A 19,646-nucleotide genomic window follows, 5' to 3' on the forward strand; every position below is an offset into this window, starting at 1 on the left:
CTAGCCAATCCTTACGAGACGATACCGTCATCTCAACGCTCGGCCAATATCATCAATGCACCAGAACCTGTCATTCACTGACGACCCGAAACACGACCTTCAGAGAAGGAGCCAAGGGCTGTTTTTCGGCGTTTAATCTAGGGCTAGCTCCACTCTTCGCGAAGATCATCAGGTTGTATGCTGGCGCAACCGAAGCGCAGAGCCGGTTGCCTTCCACAACGATTTGCTGCATCTGCGCAGTCGTCATCAGGACCCGGAGACGGGTGGCTACCCCGGGCGCCGATCCCTCGGGAAACGAGAACGAAGCATCGCCGCGCGCGAGCCGTTCAACCGACAGACTGATAAATGACCCTCATATCTTCGGCGCGCCAGCAGTGGCTCGCCAACCCACGTCGCGATCTACTCGCAGGCACCGTCGTGGCTTTGGCGCTGATTCCGGAAGCCATCGCCTTCTCCATCATCGCCGGCGTGGATCCCGCCGTTGGCCTCTACGCCAGCTTTGTGATCGCCGTGACCATCGCCTTCGTGGGCGGACGTCCGGCGATGATCTCGGCCGCCACGGGTGCCATGGCGCTCCTGATGGTCACCCTCGTCCGGGACCACGGACTGGAATATTTGTTCGCCGCCTCGCTGCTTTGCGGCTTGTTCCAGATCATCGTCGGCCTGTTCAAGCTGGGCCGCTACATAAAGTTCGTATCGCGCAGCGTCATGACCGGCTTCGTCAACTCGCTGGCCATCCTGATCTTCCTGGCCCAGATGCCCGAACTGATAGGGTCCAACTGGCAGACCTTCGCCCTTGTCGGCGCGGCCCTGGTGATCATTTACGGACTGCCGCGCCTGACCAATGTCGTGCCCTCGCCTATTGTCGCCATCGTGCTGCTGAGCGGGTTCGTCATCTGGACCGGGCTCGACGTCCGCACCGTGGGCGACATGGGCCAGATGCCATCGACGCTACCGATATTCCATATCCCCTCCGTGCCCCTGACCTGGGAGACGCTGATGATCATCGCCCCGATCTCAGCCACTCTAGCCTTCGTCGGGCTGCTGGAAAGCCTGCTGACGGCCAACCTGATCGACGACATCACTGACACTCCGTCCGACAAGGACCGGGAGACGCGCGGTCAGGGCATCGCCAACATCGCCTCATCCCTGTTCGGCGGCATGGCCGGCTGCGCCATGATCGGCCAGTCGATCATCAACGTGACCTCGGGCGCGCGGGGGCGGCTTTCGACCCTGTGGGCCGGCCTATTCCTGCTGTTCCTGATCCTTGTGCTTCAGGACTGGGTCGCCCGGATTCCCATGGCGGCGCTGGTGGCGGTGATGATCATGGTTTCGGTCGGGACCTTCGACTGGGGTTCGGTGCTGAAGCTGAGATCGACTCCGATCCAGTCGTCGATCGTTATGATCGCTACGACGGCAACGGTGGTGGTCACCCACGACCTGTCCAAGGGCGTCGTTCTGGGCGTCATCCTCTCCGCCGTCTTCTTCATGCGGAAGGTCGGCAAGACCGTCGTCGTCCAAGAGATCGAGACCGAACAGGACGGTGTGCTGCGCTACCGGGTGACCGGTCAGCTCTTCTTCGCCTCGGCTGACTTTTTCGCAGCAGCCTTCGAACACCACGGCCATCCGACCCGGGTTGAGATCGATATGACCGACGCGCACCTTTGGGACCTCACGGGTGTCGCTGCGGTCGACAAGGTGGTCTTCCGCTACCGCCGCCAAGGGGCGCAGGTCGATCTCATCGGGATGAACGAAGCAGGGCGGACGTTGATCGACCGCGTCGGCAAACACGACAAGGACCATCTTCCCTCCGGTTCGGCAGCCCACTGATGACCGCGATCAGCGAGACCTCCACAAGGCGCTTTCAGGCTCTGATCGCAACGATTTCTGAGCTCGCGAAGACCGTTCGACCTGACAGCCACGTTGCGCTGGCCGATCGCAGTAGTCCCACCGTCGTTCAACGGCTGGACCTCGACACGGGAACCTTGAGCGGGGGAGAAGCGACTTACGACGTGGTCATTCTGGACAGCGAAGCGTCACGACGCCTGTCGACCGCTGACGTCGCCGATCTGTTTCAGCGCCTCAGCGCAGAGGGGGTGATCGCCATACACCTCCGACCTTCGCTCATGCCGGTGCTGCGGAAGCTCTTTCGGCGACGCAGCGACGATGTCGGTCAAGACCCCTTTCTTCGCGGTCTGCCTCGATCTGAAGCGGCCCTCCTCGCGTCTCGACTGTGTGTGCGGCAACTGAAGGTCCATGCCCGCCCCAGGCACGTCGAGCGCTGGGTGATCGGGAGCGCCGCGCCGCTCGTTGACACTCGTTATCGAGATCAGATTGGCAGGGTTGCTACGGATTATCTGAGAGCCGTCGGCCCCATCATCGGCGGGGGGCACATTCCGAGCATTTGATACCGAGGTCCACATACCACCCTGAGCGGTCACGGAGACTCCGCCCAGAACACGACATTCCGTGTGCTGAAGTCCGCTTTCAGGCGCGATGCCTTTATCGCAAAATCGACCCAAAGGAGACTTTTCGAAGACGCAGATTGTCACGCTTCGATTATTCCCGTAATAACGAAAGATGGACAACGAGCTCGCTGTCAGATGCTTCTCAGCTCTGGGTCATCCCCGGCGGTTGGAGGTTCTCCGGTTGCTGATCAGACACGCTCCCGACGGCCTTAGAGCCGGGAGCATCGCGCAGGAGTTCGGACAGCCCGCCAGCACCATGTCGTCCCATCTTCGCATATTGTCGGATGCGGGTCTGGTGTCGTCCCAGCGCAAAGGCCGAGAAATCTACTTCGCCCCAGACATTGATCGTCTCAGAGATCTGGTCTTGTTCCTCGTAGCCGATTGCTGCGGCGGCGAGGCGGTCAAGTGCGGGCCCTTGCTGGCCGAACTCCTGCCCTGCTGCCCCTGAGCCCCCATGGACATCGTCATCTATCACAACCCCGCTTGCGGGACCTCGCGCAACACCCTGGCCCTGATCCGTCACGCCGGGATCGAGCCGCACGTCATCGAATATCTGAAGACTGCGCCATCGCGGGCGATGGTCGCTGAGTTGGCGGCGCGGACGGGTCAATCGCTTCGGACGCTGCTACGCGAGAAGGGAACCCCATATGCGGACCTCGGCCTCGGCAACGACGCGATCACCGACGAACAACTCCTTGACGCCATAGAAGCGCACCCGATCCTGCTGAACCGGCCCCTCGTGGTCTCACCGCTCGGCGTCCGTCTGTGTCGTCCGTCAGAGGCAGTGCTGGACCTTCTCCCTGCTGAGGGGCTCAAGCCCTCCATCAAGGAAGACGGAGAGGTCGTCATCGACCAGACAGGGCGAAGGGTCCGCTGATGGTTGATACCCCCGTCGCCTATGACAACGAGCCGCGTCGGCTGTCCTTCCTGGACCGTTGGCTGACGCTCTGGATCTTCGTGGCCATGGGGCTGGGGGTGCTGCTGGGCACCGTGGTTCCCGGCCTGCCCGGGTGGCTGGACAGTCTGTCGGTGGGATCGTCAAACATCCCCATCGCCATCGGGCTGATCCTGATGATGTATCCGCCGCTGGCGAAGGTGAAATACGAGGAACTGCCGCGCGTTTTCGCCGACAAGCGGGTGCTGGCGCTGTCGCTGTTCCAGAACTGGGTCCTCGGCCCGGTGCTGATGTTCGCGCTGGCCGTGATTTTCCTCCGCGACCAACCGGAATACATGACCGGCGTGATCCTGATCGGGCTGGCCCGGTGCATCGCCATGGTGCTGGTCTGGAACCAGCTTGCGAGAGGTGACAACCAGTATGTCGCGGGGCTGGTGGCCTTCAACTCCATCTTCCAGATCGTCTTCTTCAGCGCTTACGCGTGGTTTTTTCTGTCCTTCCTGCCGCCGGTGCTGAGGCTGCAAGGCAGCGTCGTCGACGTCAGTTTTTGGACCATCGCGGGGGCCGTCCTGGTTTATCTCGGCTTGCCCTTCCTCGGCGGGTTCCTCACGCGCCGCGTGCTGATCGCGCGCAAGGGGGCCGACTGGTATGAGCGCCGCTTCCTGCCGCGCATCGGCGCAATCACCCTAATCGCCCTGCTGTTCACCATCGTCGCCATGTTCAGCCTGAAGGGCGGGGACGTGGTGGACCTGCCGCTCGACGCGCTGCGCATCGCGATCCCTCTGACCATCTACTTCCTCGTCATGTTCGTGGTCAGCTTCCTGATGGGTAGGCTGATCGACGCCGACTACCCGCGCACCACCGCGCTGGCGTTCACTGCCGCCTCGAACAACTTTGAACTCGCCATAGCCGTGGCGATTGCAGCTTTCGGACTGGCCTCGCCGGTCGCGTTTGCAGCTGTCATCGGACCGCTTGTCGAGGTGCCGGTGCTGATCCTGCTGGTGTCTGTCGCCCTGTGGCTGGGTCGCCGGTTCTTCCCTGCGACGGCTCCGACGAAGGATGTGTGCTGATGGATCGCTTGCGCGTGTTAACTGACCCGGACGATCTGCCCGCCCTAGACCCCGACCATCTCTCAAGGACACCGGCGTCCGCCCTTGGTCTGAGCCATCGTCCGCCCCGCATCCTGCTCCTCTACGGATCGCTGCGTCAGCGTTCCTACTCCCGGCTTTGCGTCGAGGAAGCAGCGCGCTTGCTCAAGTTCATGGGCTGCGACATCCGCATCTTCGACCCCTCGGACCTGCCCCTGCCCGGCTCCCCCGGTGACGAAGATCATCCGGCGGTCAAGGAGCTACGAGAACATGCCTTCTGGTCGGAGGGCATGGTCTGGTGCAGCCCGGAACGGCACGGGCAGGTCTCAGGCCTAATGAAGCTGCAGATCGATCACCTGCCGCTGAGCATCGGCGGCGTGCGACCCACGCAAGGTCGGACATTGGCGGTCATGCAGGTGTCTGGTGGCTCGCAGAGCTTCAACGCGGTGAATACCCTGCGTCTGCTAGGCCGGTGGATGCGGATGATTACAATCCCGAACCAGTCCAGCGTCGCAAAGGCGTATCAGGAGTTTGACGATAGCGGGCGTATGAGGCCGTCCAGCTACTATGACCGGATCGTCGACGTGATGGAGGAGCTTGTCCGGTTCACCGTGCTGACGCGGCCCTACGCCGCTGAACTAGTCGACAGGTATTCCGAGCGGAAATCTGCGGCAGCCACAATCGATCTGCGCACCGACCTTTCGGCGATTGCGATACGGCCAACGGCGCCGTCGCCGTAGCCAACATGATGCGGTCGCACATTCAGGTGTGGTCGTCACTGAGGCCTCACGGGACGGACACATCAAATGACGAACGATCCGAACGCCGACCTGGATGTCATCGTCATCGGAGGCGGACAGGCCGGTCCGGCGACCGCCTACTATCTGCGCCGCGCGGGCCTTCGGTATGAAGTGCTGGACGCTGGCGAGAAGCCTGGGGGAGCCTTGAAACCACGGATGGGATTCGCTCCAGCTCTTTTCGCCCAGTGGCTGGAGTTTGCTTCCATGCTGGCCGATGCCTCCCAAGCCTGGCGTCGACTTTCCCACGCGCGACGACGTCATCGAATATCTGAGCGCCTACGAGCCACGGTATCAGTTGCGGTCGAACGCCCCGTCAAGGCTTGCCGTCAATGCGATAGATGGGGGCCTGGAGGTCGTCACAGACCGTGGGCCGCGCAGGTCGAAAATGGTCGTCAGCGCCACCGGGACGTGGAGCCATCCCCTCATCCCCGAGTATCCCGGGCGGACGCAGTTCGCGGGCCTGCAGACCCACTCGGCGCAGTATCGTTCGCCAGAAGTGTCCACCGGCTAACGGGTCCTAGTCGTCGGGGGTGGAAACTCCGGCGCCCAGATCATGGCTTACGTTTCTCTGGTGGCCGATGCGACCTGGGTGACGACCACCGAGCCGCTGTTCCTGCCCGCCGATGCGGACGGTCGCGTCCTGTTCCAACGCGCCACCGACCGCTGGAAAGCGCAACTGGAGGGTCGCGCCGTCGAAGCTCCGATTGGCGGTCTTGGCGACATCGTCGCCATTCCCGGCGTGCGGGCCGCGCGGGCACGAGGCGTCCTCAGAGCAGACGCCCGTTTACGGCCATGCATGCGCTCGGAGTGACGTGGTTCGACGGGGCGACAGAAACCATAGACGCGATCATCTGGTGCACCGACTTTCGCCCCGCCCTGGACCATCTCGCCGTCCTCAGCGTCGTAGAAGCGGATGGACGGGTTGCGGCGGAAGGCAAACGATCGATCCAGCAACCTACGTCTCTGGCTCATCGGCTACGGCGACTGGAGGGGTGCGGCGTCGGCGACCATCGTGGGAGTTACCCGCACCGCCAGAGAGATGCGTATCCAGCAGGATATTCGAGCGCTGTAGGTGGGTCTTACATTGGCGATGCTGAGCTTGGGGCGTCTAAAGCTACTGTGCGCAAACGTCTGCTTTTCCACCCCTAGCAGACCCTCGCCCTGTCCGTTCTTGAGCCGAGGCCGCAATGTCGGGCCCCATCTATCGAGGCCAGCGTAGGCGTTTCAACTGTGGGGTCTTCTGGTGCGTCCCGCTGCTGACCACTGTCCTCAGTCCATAGCCCAAATGCTCCAACTTGTGGGGCTGACACGATGCCGTCCAAAGTTCCGATGCATAGCGACGCCGCGCTTCTGGCCAGCTGTAGTCATGACTGTGCCGCTTGTAGCCCGGTGGCATTCCGCGCAGATCGGAACATCTGGCGTCACCGCGTGCTGCTGCGCGACGCGATAAATAACGGGAAACAGTGCTTGTGTGGGTTCCACATCGTGCGCCGAAGCGGGATCGCCGCAATATAGGCAGACACCGGTTCTCAGGCATTTCAACAGCCACTCTTCATAGCGCGCGCGTCCCTCGGCGAAAGTTCGCGGCAGCGCGGTCATTGCTGGGCTCCGAAGAAAGCCTCGAAGGCTGTGACGTCCTCCGTCGAACCCAAGGCGACCGAGACCCGCTGATGGAGCGTCGAGGGTTCAATCGCGGTGATCGCCGTCCGACCATCCGTTGATCGCCCTCCCGCTTGTTCAATCAGCCAACCAGCAGGCGAGCACTCATACAAGAGCCGTAGCTTGCCATTAGCGTGTCCCGGCCTGCGGTCTGCGGGATAGATAAAGATGCCTCCTCGAATAAGGATGCGGTGAACATCTGCCACCATCGCGCCGCTCCAGCGCATGTTCCGATCTGCTCCCAACGGTCCTGACGCACCAGCTTCGCAGGCATCGACATAGGAGCGGACACCAGGCTCCCAGTGCCTGCGATTTGCTGCGTTGATAGCGTATTCATTGCTTCGTTGCGGAACCCTCATCTCTGCATGGGAGCGTCGCCACACACCTTCTAGGCGGTCCAGGGTGAATCCCACCACGCCCGAGCCCCGACTAAAAACCAGTAGCGTCTGAGCCCCATACAGCGCGTAACCGGCGGCCACCTGCCGGATACCGGGTTGCAGAAACTCCTGCTCCTGCACGGGTCCGCCAACGTGTTCCTTGGATCGTGGCAGGATGGAAAAGATTGATCCGACTGGTGCGGAAATTTCGATGTTGCTTGAGCCATCCAGGGGGTCGAACACCAGCAGATAAGGAGAGTCCGTGCGGTCTTTTCGTGCCCAGTGGACATCCATTTCCTCGGACGCGAGGCCCGCGAATGCGGTGGATTCTCCGCAGCCAAGCAGGAAGAGGTCGTTCGCAATGACGTCCAACGCCTTCTGGGTTTCGCCTTGGATATTTGATTGGTCGAGGGCACCCATGTGTCCCGTGAACGATGCCATCTCAATCCGCCGGTCAATTTCGCGACAGGCTGCGGCCACGCTCAACAAACCTTCGCGAAGCCGTGTGGGCAGGCCGTCGAGCTTGTCGAGATAAGTTTTGAGGGTTGCAGTGTCAGACAAGTGGAATCCTGCATGGAGAACGGCTGGGTTTGCAAGCCGAGTTAGATGCTCTCCTCATCAGCTTCCCGACATAACCTCATCAAACCTGTTTCGTTCAGGTCTGGACGATGTCGGCTACCCGCCCCAACGAGACATCGGGGAAATTGCTTCTCCGCCAATAGTCCTCGGACCGACGACCTGCCTAACACGCAGCCTCGCTCCAGCCAAAGCCCCTTCAGAAACCCGCGCCGAACTGAACCCGCGCGGATGGCAAACTGGATCTCTCGATCGTGGGCAGCGGCGCCGGATAGGCGTCGAACCCAGCTTCGCATCGGGATGAAATCCGTCACCGTATCGCGTACCGCGCCCAAACTCATCGAGCAGGCGGCGGGTCTTTGCATCAATCTGGGTGTCAGGCCGGATCATTGCTCATAGGTGTTGTCGGACACGAGAACGGTTCATTTATAAGGTTCTCAGAGTGGCCAGCCCTCCAACGGATCGGCTAAGGTCGTTGCGACGCCCATTCATCGCCTGCTTTCCACCACGATCTAAGCCGCCACGAGAGGGCAATCCTTGCTGTTTGTGCTTGCCCTGTTGCCTCTGATCGGCGCCCTCGCACCGGCCCTGGCCATTCGCGCGGGTCGCAATGCCAGCGCCGTGGCGGCCGGGACGGTCACGCTGGCGGCGCTGGTGATCCTCGGCTCGCTCGCCCCGGCCGTGCTGGCGGGCGAGGTGGTGCAGGTCCGGATCGATTGGATTCCGCTGCTGGGGCTGAACCTCACCCTGTTCCTCGACGCGCTCGGCCTGATGTTCGCGGGGATGATCCTGGGTATCGGCCTGCTGGTCATCGTCTACGCCCGGTTCTACCTGGCCAAGGCCGATCCGATGGGGCGGTTCTTCGTCTATCTGCTGCTGTTCCAGGGGGCGATGATGGGCATCGTCCTGTCGGACAACGTCCTGCTGCTGCTGATCTTCTGGGAGCTGACCAGTCTGTCGTCCTTCCTGCTGATCGGCTTCTGGCGGCATCTGCCCGAAGGTCGTCAAGGGGCGCGGATGGCGCTGGCGGTCACGGGCGCGGGCGGGCTGTCGCTGATCGGCGGGCTGCTGATCCTGGGCAACATCGCCGGCTCCTACGATCTGACCGTCATCTTGCAGAACCGCGAGGCGATCCAGGCCTCGCCCCTGTACCTCCCAGCTCTGCTGCTGATCCTCGGCGGCTGCTTCACCAAATCGGCCCAGTTCCCGTTCCATTTCTGGCTGCCCCACGCCATGGCCGCCCCGACGCCGGTCAGCGCCTATCTGCATTCCGCCACCATGGTGAAGGCCGGCATCTTCATGCTGGCGCGGCTGTGGCCGGTCCTGTCGGGCACGGATGAATGGTTCTACCTGGTGGCGACGACGGGTCTCGTGACCATGGTGTTCGCCGCCGTCGTGGCCCTGTTCAAGGACGACCTGAAGGGACTGCTGGCCTATTCGACCATCAGCCACCTGGGCTTCCTGACCATGCTGTTCGGCTTCGGCACGCCGATGGCGGCGGTGGTGGGGGTGTTCCACATCCTCAACCACGCCACGTTCAAGGCCGCCCTGTTCATGAACGCAGGCATCGTTGACCATGAGGCGGGCACGCGCGACATCAAGCGGCTGGGCGGTCTGGCGACCCTGATGCCGATCGCCGCCACCCTGGCGGTCGTCGCCGCCCTGTCAATGGCGGGCATCCCGCCGCTGAACGGCTTCATCTCCAAGGAGATGATGCTGGAGGAGGCCTCCCATACCGTTTGGTGGAGCCAGCCCTGGTTGGTGCCGGCCCTGGCGACCCTTGGGGCGACCTTCTCGGTGGCCTATTCGTTCCGCTATATCGTCCATGTCTATTTCGGGAAGACACGCACCGACTATCCGAAGACGCCGCATGATCCGGGCATCGGCCTGTGGGGCCCGCCCGCCGTTCTGGTCGGCCTGGTCGTCGCCATTGGCCTTTTCCCCGCCGTCGTCGCCGGGCCGCTGGTCGAGGCGGTTTCGCGGGCCGTCATCGGGGGCGACACCCCCTACTACTCCCTGTCGCTCTGGCATGGGGTGACCCCCGCCCTGTTCATGAGCGTCGCGGCCATCGGGCTGGGGCTGGTGATCCTCAGCGCGCATCGACCGATCGCCGCCGTCTGGCATCGTCTGGTGCTGCCCGATGCCAAGGCCCTGTTCGATCGGGGGCTCGGTGCGGCAAGCCGGGCGGCGACGGCCTTCACCGACCGCACCCAGAACGGGTCGCTGGAACGCTACATCGCCATGTTCATCGGCGCAGCCCTCGTGGTCGGGTTCGCGAGCTTTTCCGGTTTCGAGTTCGTCGCCGGCGACCGGCCGACGACTCCGGCCTCGCCGATGGCGATCATCGCCTGGGGCGCCCTGATCACGGCGACGGTTCTGGTGCTGCTCCATCACCGCGCGCGCTACCTGTCGCTGATCTATATCGGCATCGTCGGGCTGGTGATCTCGCTGGGCTTCGTGCACCTGTCCGCGCCGGACTTGGCCCTGACGCAGATCTCGGTCGAGGTCGTCACCATCCTGCTCATGCTGCTGGCGCTGAACCTGCTGCCCAAGACCAGCCCGCGCGAGAGCGGCCTGCCGCGTCGCCTGCGCGACGGCGGACTGGCCGTGCTGTCAGGTCTGGGGGTGGGCGGCGCGGCCTGGGCCGTCATGACCCGGCCCCTGGACAGCATCTCCGCCTATTTCTGGGAGAACGCCTATTCGGGCGGGGGCGGCACCAATGTCGTCAACGTCATCCTGGTCGATTTCCGGGGCTTCGACACCTTCGGCGAGATCATCGTCCTGGGCATCGCCGCCCTGGCCATCTTCGCCCTGCTGGAAACCGTAGGGACGGGGGCCAGTGGACGCCGGATCCTGGCCTGGGCGCCCGACACCCCGCGCTCGCCCGAGCACCACCCGATGATGCTGGTGGTCGCCACTCGCCTGCTGCTGCCTCTGGCCGTGATGGTGGGCCTGTACATCTTCCTGCGCGGCCACAACCAGCCGGGCGGCGGCTTCATCGCGGGCCTGGTCATCTCCATCGCCATCCTGATGCAGTACATGGCCTCCGGCTATCAGTTCGCGGCCCAGCGGCTGCGCGCGGACCACCACACCCTGATCGGCCTGGGCGTGCTGATCGCGGCCGCGACCGGCCTGGGCTCGCTGCTGTTCGGGGCCCCCTTCATGACCACCGCCTTCGACTATTTCAGCCTGCCCGTGATCGGCGCGTTCGAGCTCGCCACTGCCATGCTGTTCGACATCGGCGTGGCGCTGACGGTCATCGGCGCGGTGATCCTGGCCTTGGCCCAGCTGTCGCAGGTCGCCCAAAGCGCGGAGAAGCAGGGGCCCCTGCCCGCCGATGCGGCGATGGACATCGACCCGTCCCGCGCGACGCCGCACCCTGCCTCGACGGAGGCGGACCAATGATCAGCCTGGAGTTCCTGATCGCCTCGGCCATCGCCGTCCTGACGGCGGCGGGCGTCTATCTGGTCCTGCGGCGACGGACCTTCCCCGTCGTGCTCGGCCTGGCCTTCCTGTCCTATGCGATCAACGTGTTCCTGTTCGCCATGGGGCGGCTGGTGATCGACCGGCCGCCGCTCTACGACAAGGCGGCGGACAGCTACACCGATCCCCTGCCCCAGGCCCTCGTCCTGACCGCCATCGTCATCGCCTTCGGCATGACGGCCTTCGTCGTCGTCCTGGCCCTGCGTAGCTTCCTGGAGACGGGCGTCGACCGCGTCGATGGCCGCCCGGATGCGGAGGGCGACCAATGAACCTGATCGTCTCCTGGTGGGTGGTCGCCAGCCTCCTCCTGCCCGCCGTCGTGGGCGCCGCGATGGTCCTGCTGCTGCGCCATCGCCTGACCCTGTCGCGACTGGCCTCCATCGGATCCTGCCTGATCCTGATTGTCGTGGCCGCCGTGCTGGTGCACCAGGCGAGTGGCGGCACGGTCCAGAGCTATGCCCTGGGCAACTGGCGCGCACCCTTCGGCATCGTCCTGGTGCTCGACCGCCTGTCGGCGATGATGCTGCTGCTAACCGCGGTCCTGGCCCTGATTGTCATGGTCTATGCCATCAGCACCGGTACGGACCGCAAGGGGTGGCATTTCCACCCCCTGTTCCAGTTCCAGCTTCTTGGCCTGAACGGGGCCTTCCTGACGGGCGACCTGTTCAACCTGTTCGTCTTCTTCGAGGTCCTGCTGATCGCCTCCTACGGCCTGATGCTGCACGGCCAGGGCGGGCAGAGGCTGAAGGCGGGGGTCCATTATGTGATCATCAACCTGGTCGGATCCACCCTGTTCCTCGTCGCCGTCGGCCTGCTGTACGGGGTCACGGGCACGCTCAACATGGCCGATATGGCGGTGCGGGTGGCTGCGGCGCCGGCGGGGGATCAGGGACTGATCGCCGCCGCCGGCCTGCTGCTGACGACGGTTTTCGCGCTGAAGGCCGCGCTGGTGCCGCTGCATTTCTGGCTGCCCGGCACCTATGCGGCGACGACGGGGGCGGTTGCGGCCCTGTTCGCCATCATGACCAAGGTCGGGGCCTATTCCATCATCCGCACCAGCACGCTGATCTTCGGCGAGGACGCGGGCGGACTGGCGTTCCTCGTCGGCCCCTGGCTGCTGCCGGCCGCGCTCGTGACCATCGTCATCGGGTTCCTGGGGATGTTCGCGGCGCGCGGCCTGCGCGATCTGGCCGCCTGGGCCGTAGTCGGCTCGATGGGAACGGCGCTGTGCGCCGTCTCGGTCTTCACCGTCCAGGCCATGGGGCCGGCGCTCTACTACCTCCTGCATTCAACCCTGGCGGGGGCGGCGCTGTTCCTGATCGTCGACCTGATCGCGCAGCGACGCGCCCAGCACGGCGACTCCCTCACCCTGGCCCCCCGCTTCCGCCAGATCGAGATCCTGTCGGGCCTGTTCTTCCTGGCCGCCATCGCCGCCGTCGGCCTGCCGCCGCTGTCGGGCTTCGTGGGCAAGCTGCTGGTGCTGGACGGCGTGCGGGCCGCGCCGCAGGCCGCCTGGATCTGGGGCGTGATCCTGATCACCACCGTTCTCGGCGTGGTGGCCTTCGCCCGGGCTGGCAGCCTGATCTTCTGGAAGAGCGCGGCGGTCGAGGGCGAGATCGAGCTGCGGACCCTGCGCGGCACGCGCGGGGGCGTAGGGGCGGCCGCCGCCCTGTTGCTGACGCTCGCCGGTCTGACGGTGGTGGCGGGGCCGGTGACCCGCTATACTGCGGCCGCTGCGGCGCAGCTGTTCGCGCCGGCGCAGTATATCGAGGCCGTCCTGGGTCCCCAGTCCGGAGGTCGCCGATGATCCGCCGCCTCTTCCCTCATCCCGGCCTGAGCGCGATGCTCGTCGTGGTCTGGATGTTGCTGGTCAACGCCTTCACCTTCGGGGCCCTGTTCCTGGCCCTGGTGTTCGGGGTGCTGGTGCCGCTGTCCATCAGCCGTTTCTGGCCTGATCAGCCTAAGGTGCGTTTCGGCCGCGCCCTGATCGGTTACATCGGCATCGTCCTGTTCGACATCGTCATCGCCAATTTCCACGTCGCCTGGGTCATCCTGACGCGACGCAACCGCGACCTGCGCGCCCAGTGGCTGGTGATCCCGCTTGAGCTGCGCTCGCCGGAGGCGATCACGACGCTGGCGGCCACCATCAGTCTGACCCCCGGCACGGTCTCCAGCGACATCTCCGGCTGCGGCCGTTTTCTGTTGGTTCATGCCCTGGACGTGTCCGATCCGGAGGCGGAGGTCACCCGCATGAAACGCCGCTATGAGGATCGTCTGTTGAAGGTGTTCATATGACCGGAACCCTCCTGCCCATGGCGCTGGGCTTCGCCTTCTTCTGCGTCAGCCTGTCGATCCTGCTGAACCTGTTCCGGCTGTGGCGAGGACCGCTGTCGGCGGACCGGATCCTGGCGGTCGACACCCTGACGATCAACGCCATCGCCCTGATCGTGTTGTTCGGCATCGCCTATGCGACCTCGGCTTATTTCGAGGCGGCGCTGCTGCTGGCCATGGTCGGGTTCGTGGGCACCGTCGCCTACTGCAAATTCCTGCTGCGCGGGGACATCGTCGAATGAACCTGTTCGCCGAAATCGCGATCTCGCTGCTGCTGGTGGTCGGCGGGGCCTTCACCCTGGTCGGGTCCTGGGGCCTGGCCAAGCTGCCCTCGGTCATGACCCGGCTGCATGGACCGACCAAGGCCACCACCCTGGGCGTCGGGGCGTGCCTGATCGCCTCCATGATCTATTTCCCGGCCCGGGGCGGGGACTTTTCGGCGCACGAACTGCTGATCGCCCTTTTCCTGTTCCTGACCGCCCCCGTGTCGGCCAATATGATCGCCAAGGCGCACATCCACCGCCAGGGCCGCGGCGTCGACCCCAATCCCAGCGATCACATCATCAACGGCCTTCCGTCGCCTCCCGGGGATTCGGACTGGGCCACTTTCGTCGGCGCGGACAGGGCGGCCCACAAGGCGGCGACTGAGACGATCGAGACGCCGCCGCCCAGGCCCTAGGCGGTACTCGCGCGAAGGCGGGCGACACGTCTTCTGGACTGTCAGCGACGACCCCACGCAGGGATCGGTCCGGCCGGGACGATCCCTGACGGGTTGAGATCCAGATGGCTGGCGTAATAGTGCGTCTTGATCGGTGCAAAGTGGACCGTGCCGGCGATCGCCGGGATGTCCATCATGCGCTGGAGAAACGCCGACAGAGCGGGGTAGTCCGCGATCCGCCGCAGGTTGCATTTGAAGTGAGTGGAATAGACGGCGTCGAACCGGATCAGGGTGGTGAAGAGACGGATATCGGCCTCGGTCATTCGGTCCCCAACCAGCCATTCTGAAGTGTTCAGGCGCGCTTCCAGCTCATCGAGGGCATCGAACAGCGGAAACACGGCGGACTCATACGCCAGCTGCGTCGTCGCGAACCCCGCCTTGTAGACACCGTTGTTTACGGCCTCGTAGACCCTCGCGTTCACCTGATCGATCTCATCAATCAGGTCCGGGGGGGAGAGATCCAAACTCGTGGCGCCGAGATCGTCGAAGGCCCGGTTGAAGATGCGGATGATCTCTGACGATTCATTGTTGACGATCCTGCTGTCCTTCCGGTCCCAGAGGACGGGAACGGTCACCTTGCCGGAATAGTCGGGGCGCGCCTTGGCATAGAGCTGCCAGAGGAAGTCGAGACCGTTTTCCAGATCGCCGGTGGCATCTTCCCCCGCCTGGAACGTCCATCCGTCGTCACGCATCAGGGGATGGACCACGGAAACCGGGAGCAGCGGTTCAAGCTGTTTGAGCGCGCGGACGATCAGGGTGCGATGGGCCCAGGGACAGGCATGGCTGACATAGAGGTGGAAACGGCCGACTTCGGCGCAGACTGCCGGCTGGCCATCAGGACCCGGCTCGCCTTTCGCCGTGATCCAGTCGCGAAATCCGCTGTCCTGGCGCTTGAAGTCGCCGCCCTTGCTGGCTTCGGTGGCCTCTCCCGCGCGCCACCGTCCATCGATCATCTGTCCCATAGGCGCTCCTTACTTGGATTGCTCTGAACGAGCCCAAGCTGCGGTTGATCCCTAGTGGAGCTGTCGTGTCGCAGCGCCGATCGTCTCACCCGCGACAAACGGTCACCATGGCCGCTAGCCGTCAGGCGGCGCCCTCAACGTCCATGAGCGACCGAGTCCCACACTTGCATGTCTCCGCGACGATCCGTTCCTGTCTGTGGCGGATGGCTGTACTGCGGCGGCCGGCAACCTCGTGGCTCAGCGCTTCCAGAACCGAGGAAAGAAGAGAACCAGGATGGTGAAAAGTTCCAGCCGCCCGAGCAGCATGCCAAACGACAGAAGCCACTTCGCCTCTGCCGGCAGAGGCGCAAAGGTGCCGGCCGGGCCGATGATGGTCCCCAGACCCGGCCCGACATTAGAGAGCGCCGTCGCGGCGCCGCTGGCGCTGGTGAGGAAGTCCAGCCCGATCGCCATGAGGGCGATAGTGAGGACCGCGTAGGAGACGAAGAAGACGGAAACGAAGGCGACGACCGATCCCACGACATCATCGGCGAGGGGCCGTCCGGCATAGGAGCGCGGAAACACTCCTCTAGGATGTATCAAACGATCGAAATGGTCCTTCAGCATCACCGCCATGACCTCGAAACGGAAGATCTTGATGCCGCCTGAGGTCGATCCCGTGCACCCGCCAACGAACATCAGCCCGAAGAACAGGCCCACGGCAGCGTTGCCCCAGAGCTGGTAATCCGTTGTCGCATACCCGGTGGTGGTGACCACGGAGACCACGTTGAAGGCGGCATGCCGGAACGCCGCCTCGAGGCCGAACTGGCCCGAGGCCGCCAGCCACCCGCCGAGGCCGGCGGTCACGGCGGCAACGACGATCAGCAGCGTCCGAACCTGACGATCGAAGAAGGCTCTACGATCTCCGGCAATGAAACGCACATACAGGACGAAAGGGACGGCCCCCGCCAGCATGAAGAGCGCCCCGAACCACTGGATGCCGTTCTCGCTCCAGGCGCCGAAAGATCGGTCGGACGTCGAGAACCCGCCGGTGGCGATGGATGTCAGGGCATGGGCCAGAGCGTCGAACGGACCCATCCCGAGGACCCAGTAGACAAGGAAGGCGACTACCGTCAGCCCGAGATAGACGAGACTGAGCGTCGCCGCGATTTGCTTGACGCGCGGCATGGCCTTCTCGGAGCGATCGGAAGACTCTGTACGGAATAGCTGCATGCCCCCGATTCCAAGCGTGGGCAGAATGGCGATGGCGGTTGCGATGATGCCGATGCCACCCATCCATTGGAGCAACGCCCGCCAGAGGAGCAGGCCGGGAGGCGCGCGCTCCAGATCCGAGATGACAGTGGCGCCCGTGGTCGTGATGCCGGAGACGGCCTCGAACACAGCGTCAGGCAGGCTGCCGCTGACACTGCCAAAGTCCGACAGGAAAAATGGCGCGGCGCTGACGGTGGCGACGCTGAACCATGTCAGGGGGGTGAGCAGAAAGGCCTGGCGAACGGTCAGGCCTGCCCGCAGGGCGCCCCGGCTTGAGACCGTGGCGGCGGCGCCGATGACCGCGGCGACGCCTGCAGACCAGGCGAACGCCGTCCAGTCGGCGTTTCCGTAAGCCAGGTCGACGATCAGGGGAAACAGCATCATCCCGGCTGTCGCCAGCAGAACCAGGCCGATGACGTGGACCACCGGAGCCAGGCCCCAGAAAGACTCCGACTTCACCGGTCGTGTGCCGGCCATCACCGCTTGCGTCCCTGCTCGGCCCCGAGCCAGGCCTCCGCCAGTCGGAGATAGCTGTAAGTGACAAGGGCGATCACCTGATCGCCTTCCTGCAGTTGGGTGTCGTCGTTCGGCACGAAGGCGACGCCGTCTCGGACGACCGCGCCGATCCGCATCCCGGGCGGCAGGCCCAGCATTCCCAACGGCGCGCGCAGCAGCCTCGACGCCGCGGTGATATCAGCCTCAATAACCTCCCCGAAATCCTCGCGAAGCGTGTAGAGGGCCGTAATCGACCCCCTGCGCACATGCCGCAGCACCGACGAGATTGTGACGGCGCTGGGGCTCACCACGGCGTCGATGCCGAGAGTGGGGATCAGGCCCTCGTAGGTGCGTTTGTTGACGAGGGTGATAGCGCGCCTACAGCCAGCCTGTTTGGCCAGGACCGACACGAAGATGTTCGTTTCGTCATCATTAGTGACCGCGACGACGGTCTCGGCCCGGCCGACTTGAGCCTCGTCCAGGAGGTCGCGATCCAGGGCATCCCCCTGCAAGACAATGATACCCGAGCCGAGTTCGCGCGCCACGGCTTCGGCCCGGGCTTTGTTCTGTTCGATCAGGGTGATCGAGATGCGGCGCGATGCGCGCCGCAGCTTCTGAGCCAGGTGAACACCCACATTGCCCGCGCCGACGATCACGATCTGCCTGGCGATCTTGTCCCGATGGCCAAAGAGCGCCATCACCTCGCTTACGCGCGCCGTGGGGGCGATGACATAGACGTCGTCTCCGATCTGCAGGCGATCATCGCGGTCGGGGACGAAGGACCGGCCGTCCCTCATGATGGCTACGATGGACATGGGTTGGCTGGCCTCGCCATCCTGCCAGTCGGCCAGACGCCGGTCGAGGATCGCGCAGCCCCCCGTGTCCACATGGATGCCCAGCAACTCGACCCGGTTGCCCGCCATGGGGACCATGTCGAAGGCGCCAGGCGCGCGCAGGCGGTGACTGATCCCTTCGGCGACCTGGATTTCGGGAGAGATGATGACGTCGATCGGCAGGTGTTCGGCGGCGTAGAGGCCGGCCTTGTCCTGGGCGAGGTATCCGGCGTGGCGTAGACGGGCGATCCGGCGTTTGACGCCGAAGAGGGAATAGGCGACCTGGCAGGCGACCATGTTGACTTCGTCGGACTGAGTGACGGCGATCAGCATGTCGGCGTCGCGCGCGCCGGCGTTAGCCAAGACGTGGGGATGAGAGGCGTGCCCCACGACGCCCCGGACATCATAGCTCTCATCCACACGCCTGATCTGGTCCTCATCCAGATCGATGACCGTGACGTTCATACCTTCGGTCGACAGGTGCCGAGCAATCGTCGTGCCGACTTGGCCCGCGCCGCAGACAATGACCTTCATGAGTGCCTCTGGTCCGCTTCGCGGATTGCGAGATCAGAGCCGATCACGCACTGCGGCTCAACGACGCTGCCGGCTAATCCCCGCCGGTCTGCGTTGACGCGTGGCGCTTTCCCTGCGTCCCTGAGGCATCGATAAGGAGGATAGATATGGTCACCTCTCGTTTGCTCGTTGAGCGTGGCTCCAGCAAGGACCCATCCCAGGACTGGGGAGAGTTCCACTTTCTGGGCCTGCCGTCGCCTGCCGACCGCATCGCGGTGGAGTATGAGGGGCGTGTGCAATATCTCACCGTGCTCAGTGTTCACCACCGACCTGTCCCGAGCGGTACGACCACGGAGGCGCCGGCTGGTGACGTGGTCGCCAAATGGACAGGGGCCGAGCCCTGAGGCTTTCATTCTGCGTTTCGAGGTCCGTTCGGCGCGGGCAAGGTAGACTCCTGCCTCGCGAACTCCCCAATAGGTCCGACAACGCAGCGTGCCAAAGCCAACGCGCATCAGGGCTGGACGAGGACCCAGATCACCAGCCCTCCCATCGCGATGGAAACAGGCGCGATAGCCCGGACGCCTCCCACCGGGATTCGCTTGGCCCACCAAGCCGAATAGGCCGCGTGCCACAGACGCGGCAAGGCCAGGATCACACAGGCCGACAGAACCAGGAACAGGCCCACGACGGACATCAAGGTCGGATGGCGGGTGGACGCCGAGGCGATCAGGAACGCGGCCCCGGCGAGGAGGCGGAGCATCATCTCACCGATATGAACGCCCGGCGACCCACCGAGCCGGGCGAGAGCGGCCAAGGCCAGCCGTGGCCGGGCCAGCATAAATACGCCCAGCCCGACGAGCCAGACTCCGACAAGCACGACGAAGCCTCTTGAGGCCCAGACGATCATTGATGTTTCCTGCATATGCCGGCCCGTTCTTCAGGACTGCTCGACGCCGATCGGTTCGACGTTCGGGTCCGCCGCGACGGGATCGACTTCCCGACGTCGGCTCGCAAGGCCCAGCACAATGGCTGCGCCGATCGCTGACAGGATCGAACCGCCGATGACACCGAGTTTGACCTCTATCTGCTCGGGCGAATCCACCGCGCCCGGGAAGGCGAGAACGCCGATGAAGAGGCTCATCGTGAAGCCGACGCCGCACAGGAGCGACACGCCGTAGACCTGCATCCAGGTCGACC

General features: G+C 64.3%; 20 protein-coding genes, 2 pseudogenes and 1 other annotated feature. Of the genes and pseudogenes, 15 read left to right on the plus strand and 7 right to left on the minus strand.

Translation table 11 applies throughout. The annotated features are described in order from the left end of the window. Nucleotides 1-246: 246 nt before the first annotated feature. Nucleotides 247-297, plus strand: a sequence feature (sul1 is cis-regulatory element that is thought to sense ions involved in sulfur or methionine metabolism; They are found in Alphaproteobacteria). Nucleotides 298-345: 48 nt separating this feature from the next. The 8 genes and pseudogenes from DI624_RS00115 to DI624_RS00145 all read left to right on the plus strand — a co-directional run bounded on the left by DI624_RS00115 (nucleotide 346) and on the right by DI624_RS00145 (nucleotide 6,062). After that, nucleotides 346-1,830, plus strand: a complete 1,485-nt coding sequence (locus tag DI624_RS00115) for a SulP family inorganic anion transporter (protein ID WP_291535263.1) — start codon at nucleotides 346-348, stop codon at nucleotides 1,828-1,830. Then, the gene (locus tag DI624_RS00120) at nucleotides 1,830-2,408 is read left to right on the plus strand and encodes a hypothetical protein (protein WP_291535265.1); all 579 of its coding nucleotides are present in this window, start codon (nucleotides 1,830-1,832) and stop codon (nucleotides 2,406-2,408) included. Before DI624_RS00115 ends, DI624_RS00120 begins: the two co-directional genes overlap by 1 nt. Before the next feature lie 172 nt (nucleotides 2,409-2,580). Further along, nucleotides 2,581-2,916: a helix-turn-helix transcriptional regulator gene (locus tag DI624_RS00125; protein WP_291535266.1), complete on the plus strand. Its 336-nt coding sequence runs from the start codon at nucleotides 2,581-2,583 to the stop codon at nucleotides 2,914-2,916. Nucleotides 2,917-2,922: 6 nt separating this feature from the next. Then, complete coding sequence (gene arsC, locus DI624_RS00130; RefSeq protein WP_291535267.1) at nucleotides 2,923-3,345, plus strand: arsenate reductase (glutaredoxin); 423 nt, start codon at nucleotides 2,923-2,925, stop codon at nucleotides 3,343-3,345. Beyond that, on the plus strand, nucleotides 3,345-4,433 hold the full coding sequence (arsB, locus tag DI624_RS00135; RefSeq protein WP_291535268.1) for an ACR3 family arsenite efflux transporter: 1,089 nt from the start codon (nucleotides 3,345-3,347) through the stop codon (nucleotides 4,431-4,433). Before arsC ends, arsB begins: the two co-directional genes overlap by 1 nt. Further along, on the plus strand, nucleotides 4,433-5,191 hold the full coding sequence (gene arsH, locus DI624_RS00140; protein WP_291535269.1) for an arsenical resistance protein ArsH: 759 nt from the start codon (nucleotides 4,433-4,435) through the stop codon (nucleotides 5,189-5,191). Before arsB ends, arsH begins: the two co-directional genes overlap by 1 nt. A 66-nt stretch (nucleotides 5,192-5,257) precedes the next feature. After that, a pseudogene (locus DI624_RS16050) lies at nucleotides 5,258-5,554 on the plus strand (FAD-dependent oxidoreductase); the annotation flags it as partial. A gap of 250 nt (nucleotides 5,555-5,804) precedes the next feature. Beyond that, entirely contained in the window at nucleotides 5,805-6,062 is a 258-nt protein-coding gene (locus tag DI624_RS00145) for a hypothetical protein (RefSeq protein WP_291535270.1), read from the plus strand. Nucleotides 6,063-6,520: 458 nt separating this feature from the next. Here the strand turns inward: DI624_RS00145 and DI624_RS00150 are convergent, their stop codons facing one another. Together DI624_RS00150 and DI624_RS00155 are read right to left on the minus strand one after the other, a co-directional pair. Then, a complete protein-coding gene (locus DI624_RS00150; RefSeq protein ID WP_291535271.1) occupies nucleotides 6,521-6,850 on the minus strand; it encodes a hypothetical protein in 330 nt (109 codons plus the stop codon). Next, nucleotides 6,847-7,848 carry a class 1 fructose-bisphosphatase gene (locus tag DI624_RS00155; protein WP_291535272.1) on the minus strand — a complete coding sequence of 334 codons (1,002 nt, stop codon included), beginning with the start codon at nucleotides 7,846-7,848 and terminating at the stop codon, nucleotides 6,847-6,849. The genes DI624_RS00150 and DI624_RS00155 overlap by 4 nt, the downstream gene beginning before the upstream one ends. Nucleotides 7,849-8,409: 561 nt before the next feature. Between DI624_RS00155 and DI624_RS00160 the strand changes: the two genes are divergently transcribed. The 6 genes from DI624_RS00160 to DI624_RS00185 are packed head-to-tail and all read left to right on the plus strand — an operon-like array spanning nucleotide 8,410 to nucleotide 14,356. Further along, nucleotides 8,410-11,268, plus strand: coding sequence for a monovalent cation/H+ antiporter subunit A (locus DI624_RS00160; protein WP_291535401.1), 2,859 nt, complete (start codon nucleotides 8,410-8,412; stop codon nucleotides 11,266-11,268). Beyond that, complete coding sequence (locus tag DI624_RS00165) at nucleotides 11,265-11,615, plus strand: Na+/H+ antiporter subunit C (protein ID WP_291535274.1); 351 nt, start codon at nucleotides 11,265-11,267, stop codon at nucleotides 11,613-11,615. Before DI624_RS00160 ends, DI624_RS00165 begins: the two co-directional genes overlap by 4 nt. Next, nucleotides 11,612-13,153: a monovalent cation/H+ antiporter subunit D gene (locus tag DI624_RS00170; RefSeq protein WP_291535276.1), complete on the plus strand. Its 1,542-nt coding sequence runs from the start codon at nucleotides 11,612-11,614 to the stop codon at nucleotides 13,151-13,153. Before DI624_RS00165 ends, DI624_RS00170 begins: the two co-directional genes overlap by 4 nt. Further along, entirely contained in the window at nucleotides 13,150-13,641 is a 492-nt protein-coding gene (locus DI624_RS00175) for a Na+/H+ antiporter subunit E (RefSeq protein ID WP_291535277.1), read from the plus strand. Before DI624_RS00170 ends, DI624_RS00175 begins: the two co-directional genes overlap by 4 nt. After that, nucleotides 13,638-13,919: a K+/H+ antiporter subunit F gene (locus tag DI624_RS00180; protein ID WP_291535279.1), complete on the plus strand. Its 282-nt coding sequence runs from the start codon at nucleotides 13,638-13,640 to the stop codon at nucleotides 13,917-13,919. Before DI624_RS00175 ends, DI624_RS00180 begins: the two co-directional genes overlap by 4 nt. Beyond that, complete coding sequence (locus DI624_RS00185; protein WP_291535280.1) at nucleotides 13,916-14,356, plus strand: Na+/H+ antiporter subunit G; 441 nt, start codon at nucleotides 13,916-13,918, stop codon at nucleotides 14,354-14,356. Before DI624_RS00180 ends, DI624_RS00185 begins: the two co-directional genes overlap by 4 nt. 41 nt (nucleotides 14,357-14,397) lie before the next feature. Here DI624_RS00185 and DI624_RS00190 read toward each other — a convergent pair whose 3' ends face one another. The 3 genes from DI624_RS00190 to trkA all read right to left on the minus strand — a co-directional run bounded on the left by DI624_RS00190 (nucleotide 14,398) and on the right by trkA (nucleotide 18,470). After that, the gene (locus DI624_RS00190; protein ID WP_291535281.1) at nucleotides 14,398-15,357 is read right to left on the minus strand and encodes a glutathione S-transferase family protein; all 960 of its coding nucleotides are present in this window, start codon (nucleotides 15,355-15,357) and stop codon (nucleotides 14,398-14,400) included. Between the two features lie 237 nt (nucleotides 15,358-15,594). After that, nucleotides 15,595-17,085, minus strand: a complete 1,491-nt coding sequence (locus tag DI624_RS00195) for a TrkH family potassium uptake protein (RefSeq protein WP_291535283.1) — start codon at nucleotides 17,083-17,085, stop codon at nucleotides 15,595-15,597. After that, nucleotides 17,085-18,470 carry a Trk system potassium transporter TrkA gene (trkA, locus tag DI624_RS00200; RefSeq protein WP_291535285.1) on the minus strand — a complete coding sequence of 462 codons (1,386 nt, stop codon included), beginning with the start codon at nucleotides 18,468-18,470 and terminating at the stop codon, nucleotides 17,085-17,087. Before trkA ends, DI624_RS00195 begins: the two co-directional genes overlap by 1 nt. 146 nt (nucleotides 18,471-18,616) lie before the next feature. Between trkA and DI624_RS00205 the strand changes: the two genes are divergently transcribed. Next, nucleotides 18,617-18,853, plus strand: coding sequence for a hypothetical protein (locus DI624_RS00205; protein ID WP_291535286.1), 237 nt, complete (start codon nucleotides 18,617-18,619; stop codon nucleotides 18,851-18,853). 107 nt (nucleotides 18,854-18,960) lie between these two features. On the opposite strand, the gene DI624_RS00210 is transcribed toward DI624_RS00205, so the two are convergent. Both DI624_RS00210 and DI624_RS00215 read right to left on the minus strand, forming a co-directional pair. Further along, a complete protein-coding gene (locus tag DI624_RS00210; protein ID WP_291535288.1) occupies nucleotides 18,961-19,356 on the minus strand; it encodes a hypothetical protein in 396 nt (131 codons plus the stop codon). Between the two features lie 30 nt (nucleotides 19,357-19,386). Then, nucleotides 19,387-19,638: pseudogene (locus DI624_RS00215) on the minus strand (Na+/H+ antiporter NhaA); the annotation flags it as partial. Nucleotides 19,639-19,646: the final 8 nt, after the last annotated feature.

The organism is Brevundimonas sp. (assembly GCF_003248455.1).
In the GTDB taxonomy this organism is placed as follows: Bacteria; Pseudomonadota; Alphaproteobacteria; order Caulobacterales; family Caulobacteraceae; genus Brevundimonas.

Coding starts and splice junctions, on each gene's coding strand:
- arsH (WP_291535269.1), top strand. CDS start 4,433: ATGGATCGCTTGCGCGTGTTAACTGACCCGGACGATCTGCCCGCCCTA.
- DI624_RS00120 (WP_291535265.1), top strand. CDS start 1,830: ATGACCGCGATCAGCGAGACCTCCACAAGGCGCTTTCAGGCTCTGATC.
- DI624_RS00195 (WP_291535283.1), bottom strand. CDS start 17,085: ATGGCCGGCACACGACCGGTGAAGTCGGAGTCTTTCTGGGGCCTGGCT.
- DI624_RS00205 (WP_291535286.1), top strand. CDS start 18,617: ATGGTCACCTCTCGTTTGCTCGTTGAGCGTGGCTCCAGCAAGGACCCA.
- DI624_RS00185 (WP_291535280.1), top strand. CDS start 13,916: ATGAACCTGTTCGCCGAAATCGCGATCTCGCTGCTGCTGGTGGTCGGC.
- DI624_RS00190 (WP_291535281.1), bottom strand. CDS start 15,357: ATGGGACAGATGATCGATGGACGGTGGCGCGCGGGAGAGGCCACCGAA.
- DI624_RS00145 (WP_291535270.1), top strand. CDS start 5,805: ATGGCTTACGTTTCTCTGGTGGCCGATGCGACCTGGGTGACGACCACC.
- DI624_RS00150 (WP_291535271.1), bottom strand. CDS start 6,850: ATGACCGCGCTGCCGCGAACTTTCGCCGAGGGACGCGCGCGCTATGAA.
- DI624_RS00125 (WP_291535266.1), top strand. CDS start 2,581: ATGGACAACGAGCTCGCTGTCAGATGCTTCTCAGCTCTGGGTCATCCC.
- arsB (WP_291535268.1), top strand. CDS start 3,345: ATGGTTGATACCCCCGTCGCCTATGACAACGAGCCGCGTCGGCTGTCC.
- DI624_RS00210 (WP_291535288.1), bottom strand. CDS start 19,356: ATGATCGTCTGGGCCTCAAGAGGCTTCGTCGTGCTTGTCGGAGTCTGG.
- arsC (WP_291535267.1), top strand. CDS start 2,923: ATGGACATCGTCATCTATCACAACCCCGCTTGCGGGACCTCGCGCAAC.
- trkA (WP_291535285.1), bottom strand. CDS start 18,470: ATGAAGGTCATTGTCTGCGGCGCGGGCCAAGTCGGCACGACGATTGCT.
- DI624_RS00115 (WP_291535263.1), top strand. CDS start 346: ATGACCCTCATATCTTCGGCGCGCCAGCAGTGGCTCGCCAACCCACGT.
- DI624_RS00175 (WP_291535277.1), top strand. CDS start 13,150: ATGATCCGCCGCCTCTTCCCTCATCCCGGCCTGAGCGCGATGCTCGTC.
- DI624_RS00180 (WP_291535279.1), top strand. CDS start 13,638: ATGACCGGAACCCTCCTGCCCATGGCGCTGGGCTTCGCCTTCTTCTGC.
- DI624_RS00170 (WP_291535276.1), top strand. CDS start 11,612: ATGAACCTGATCGTCTCCTGGTGGGTGGTCGCCAGCCTCCTCCTGCCC.
- DI624_RS00165 (WP_291535274.1), top strand. CDS start 11,265: ATGATCAGCCTGGAGTTCCTGATCGCCTCGGCCATCGCCGTCCTGACG.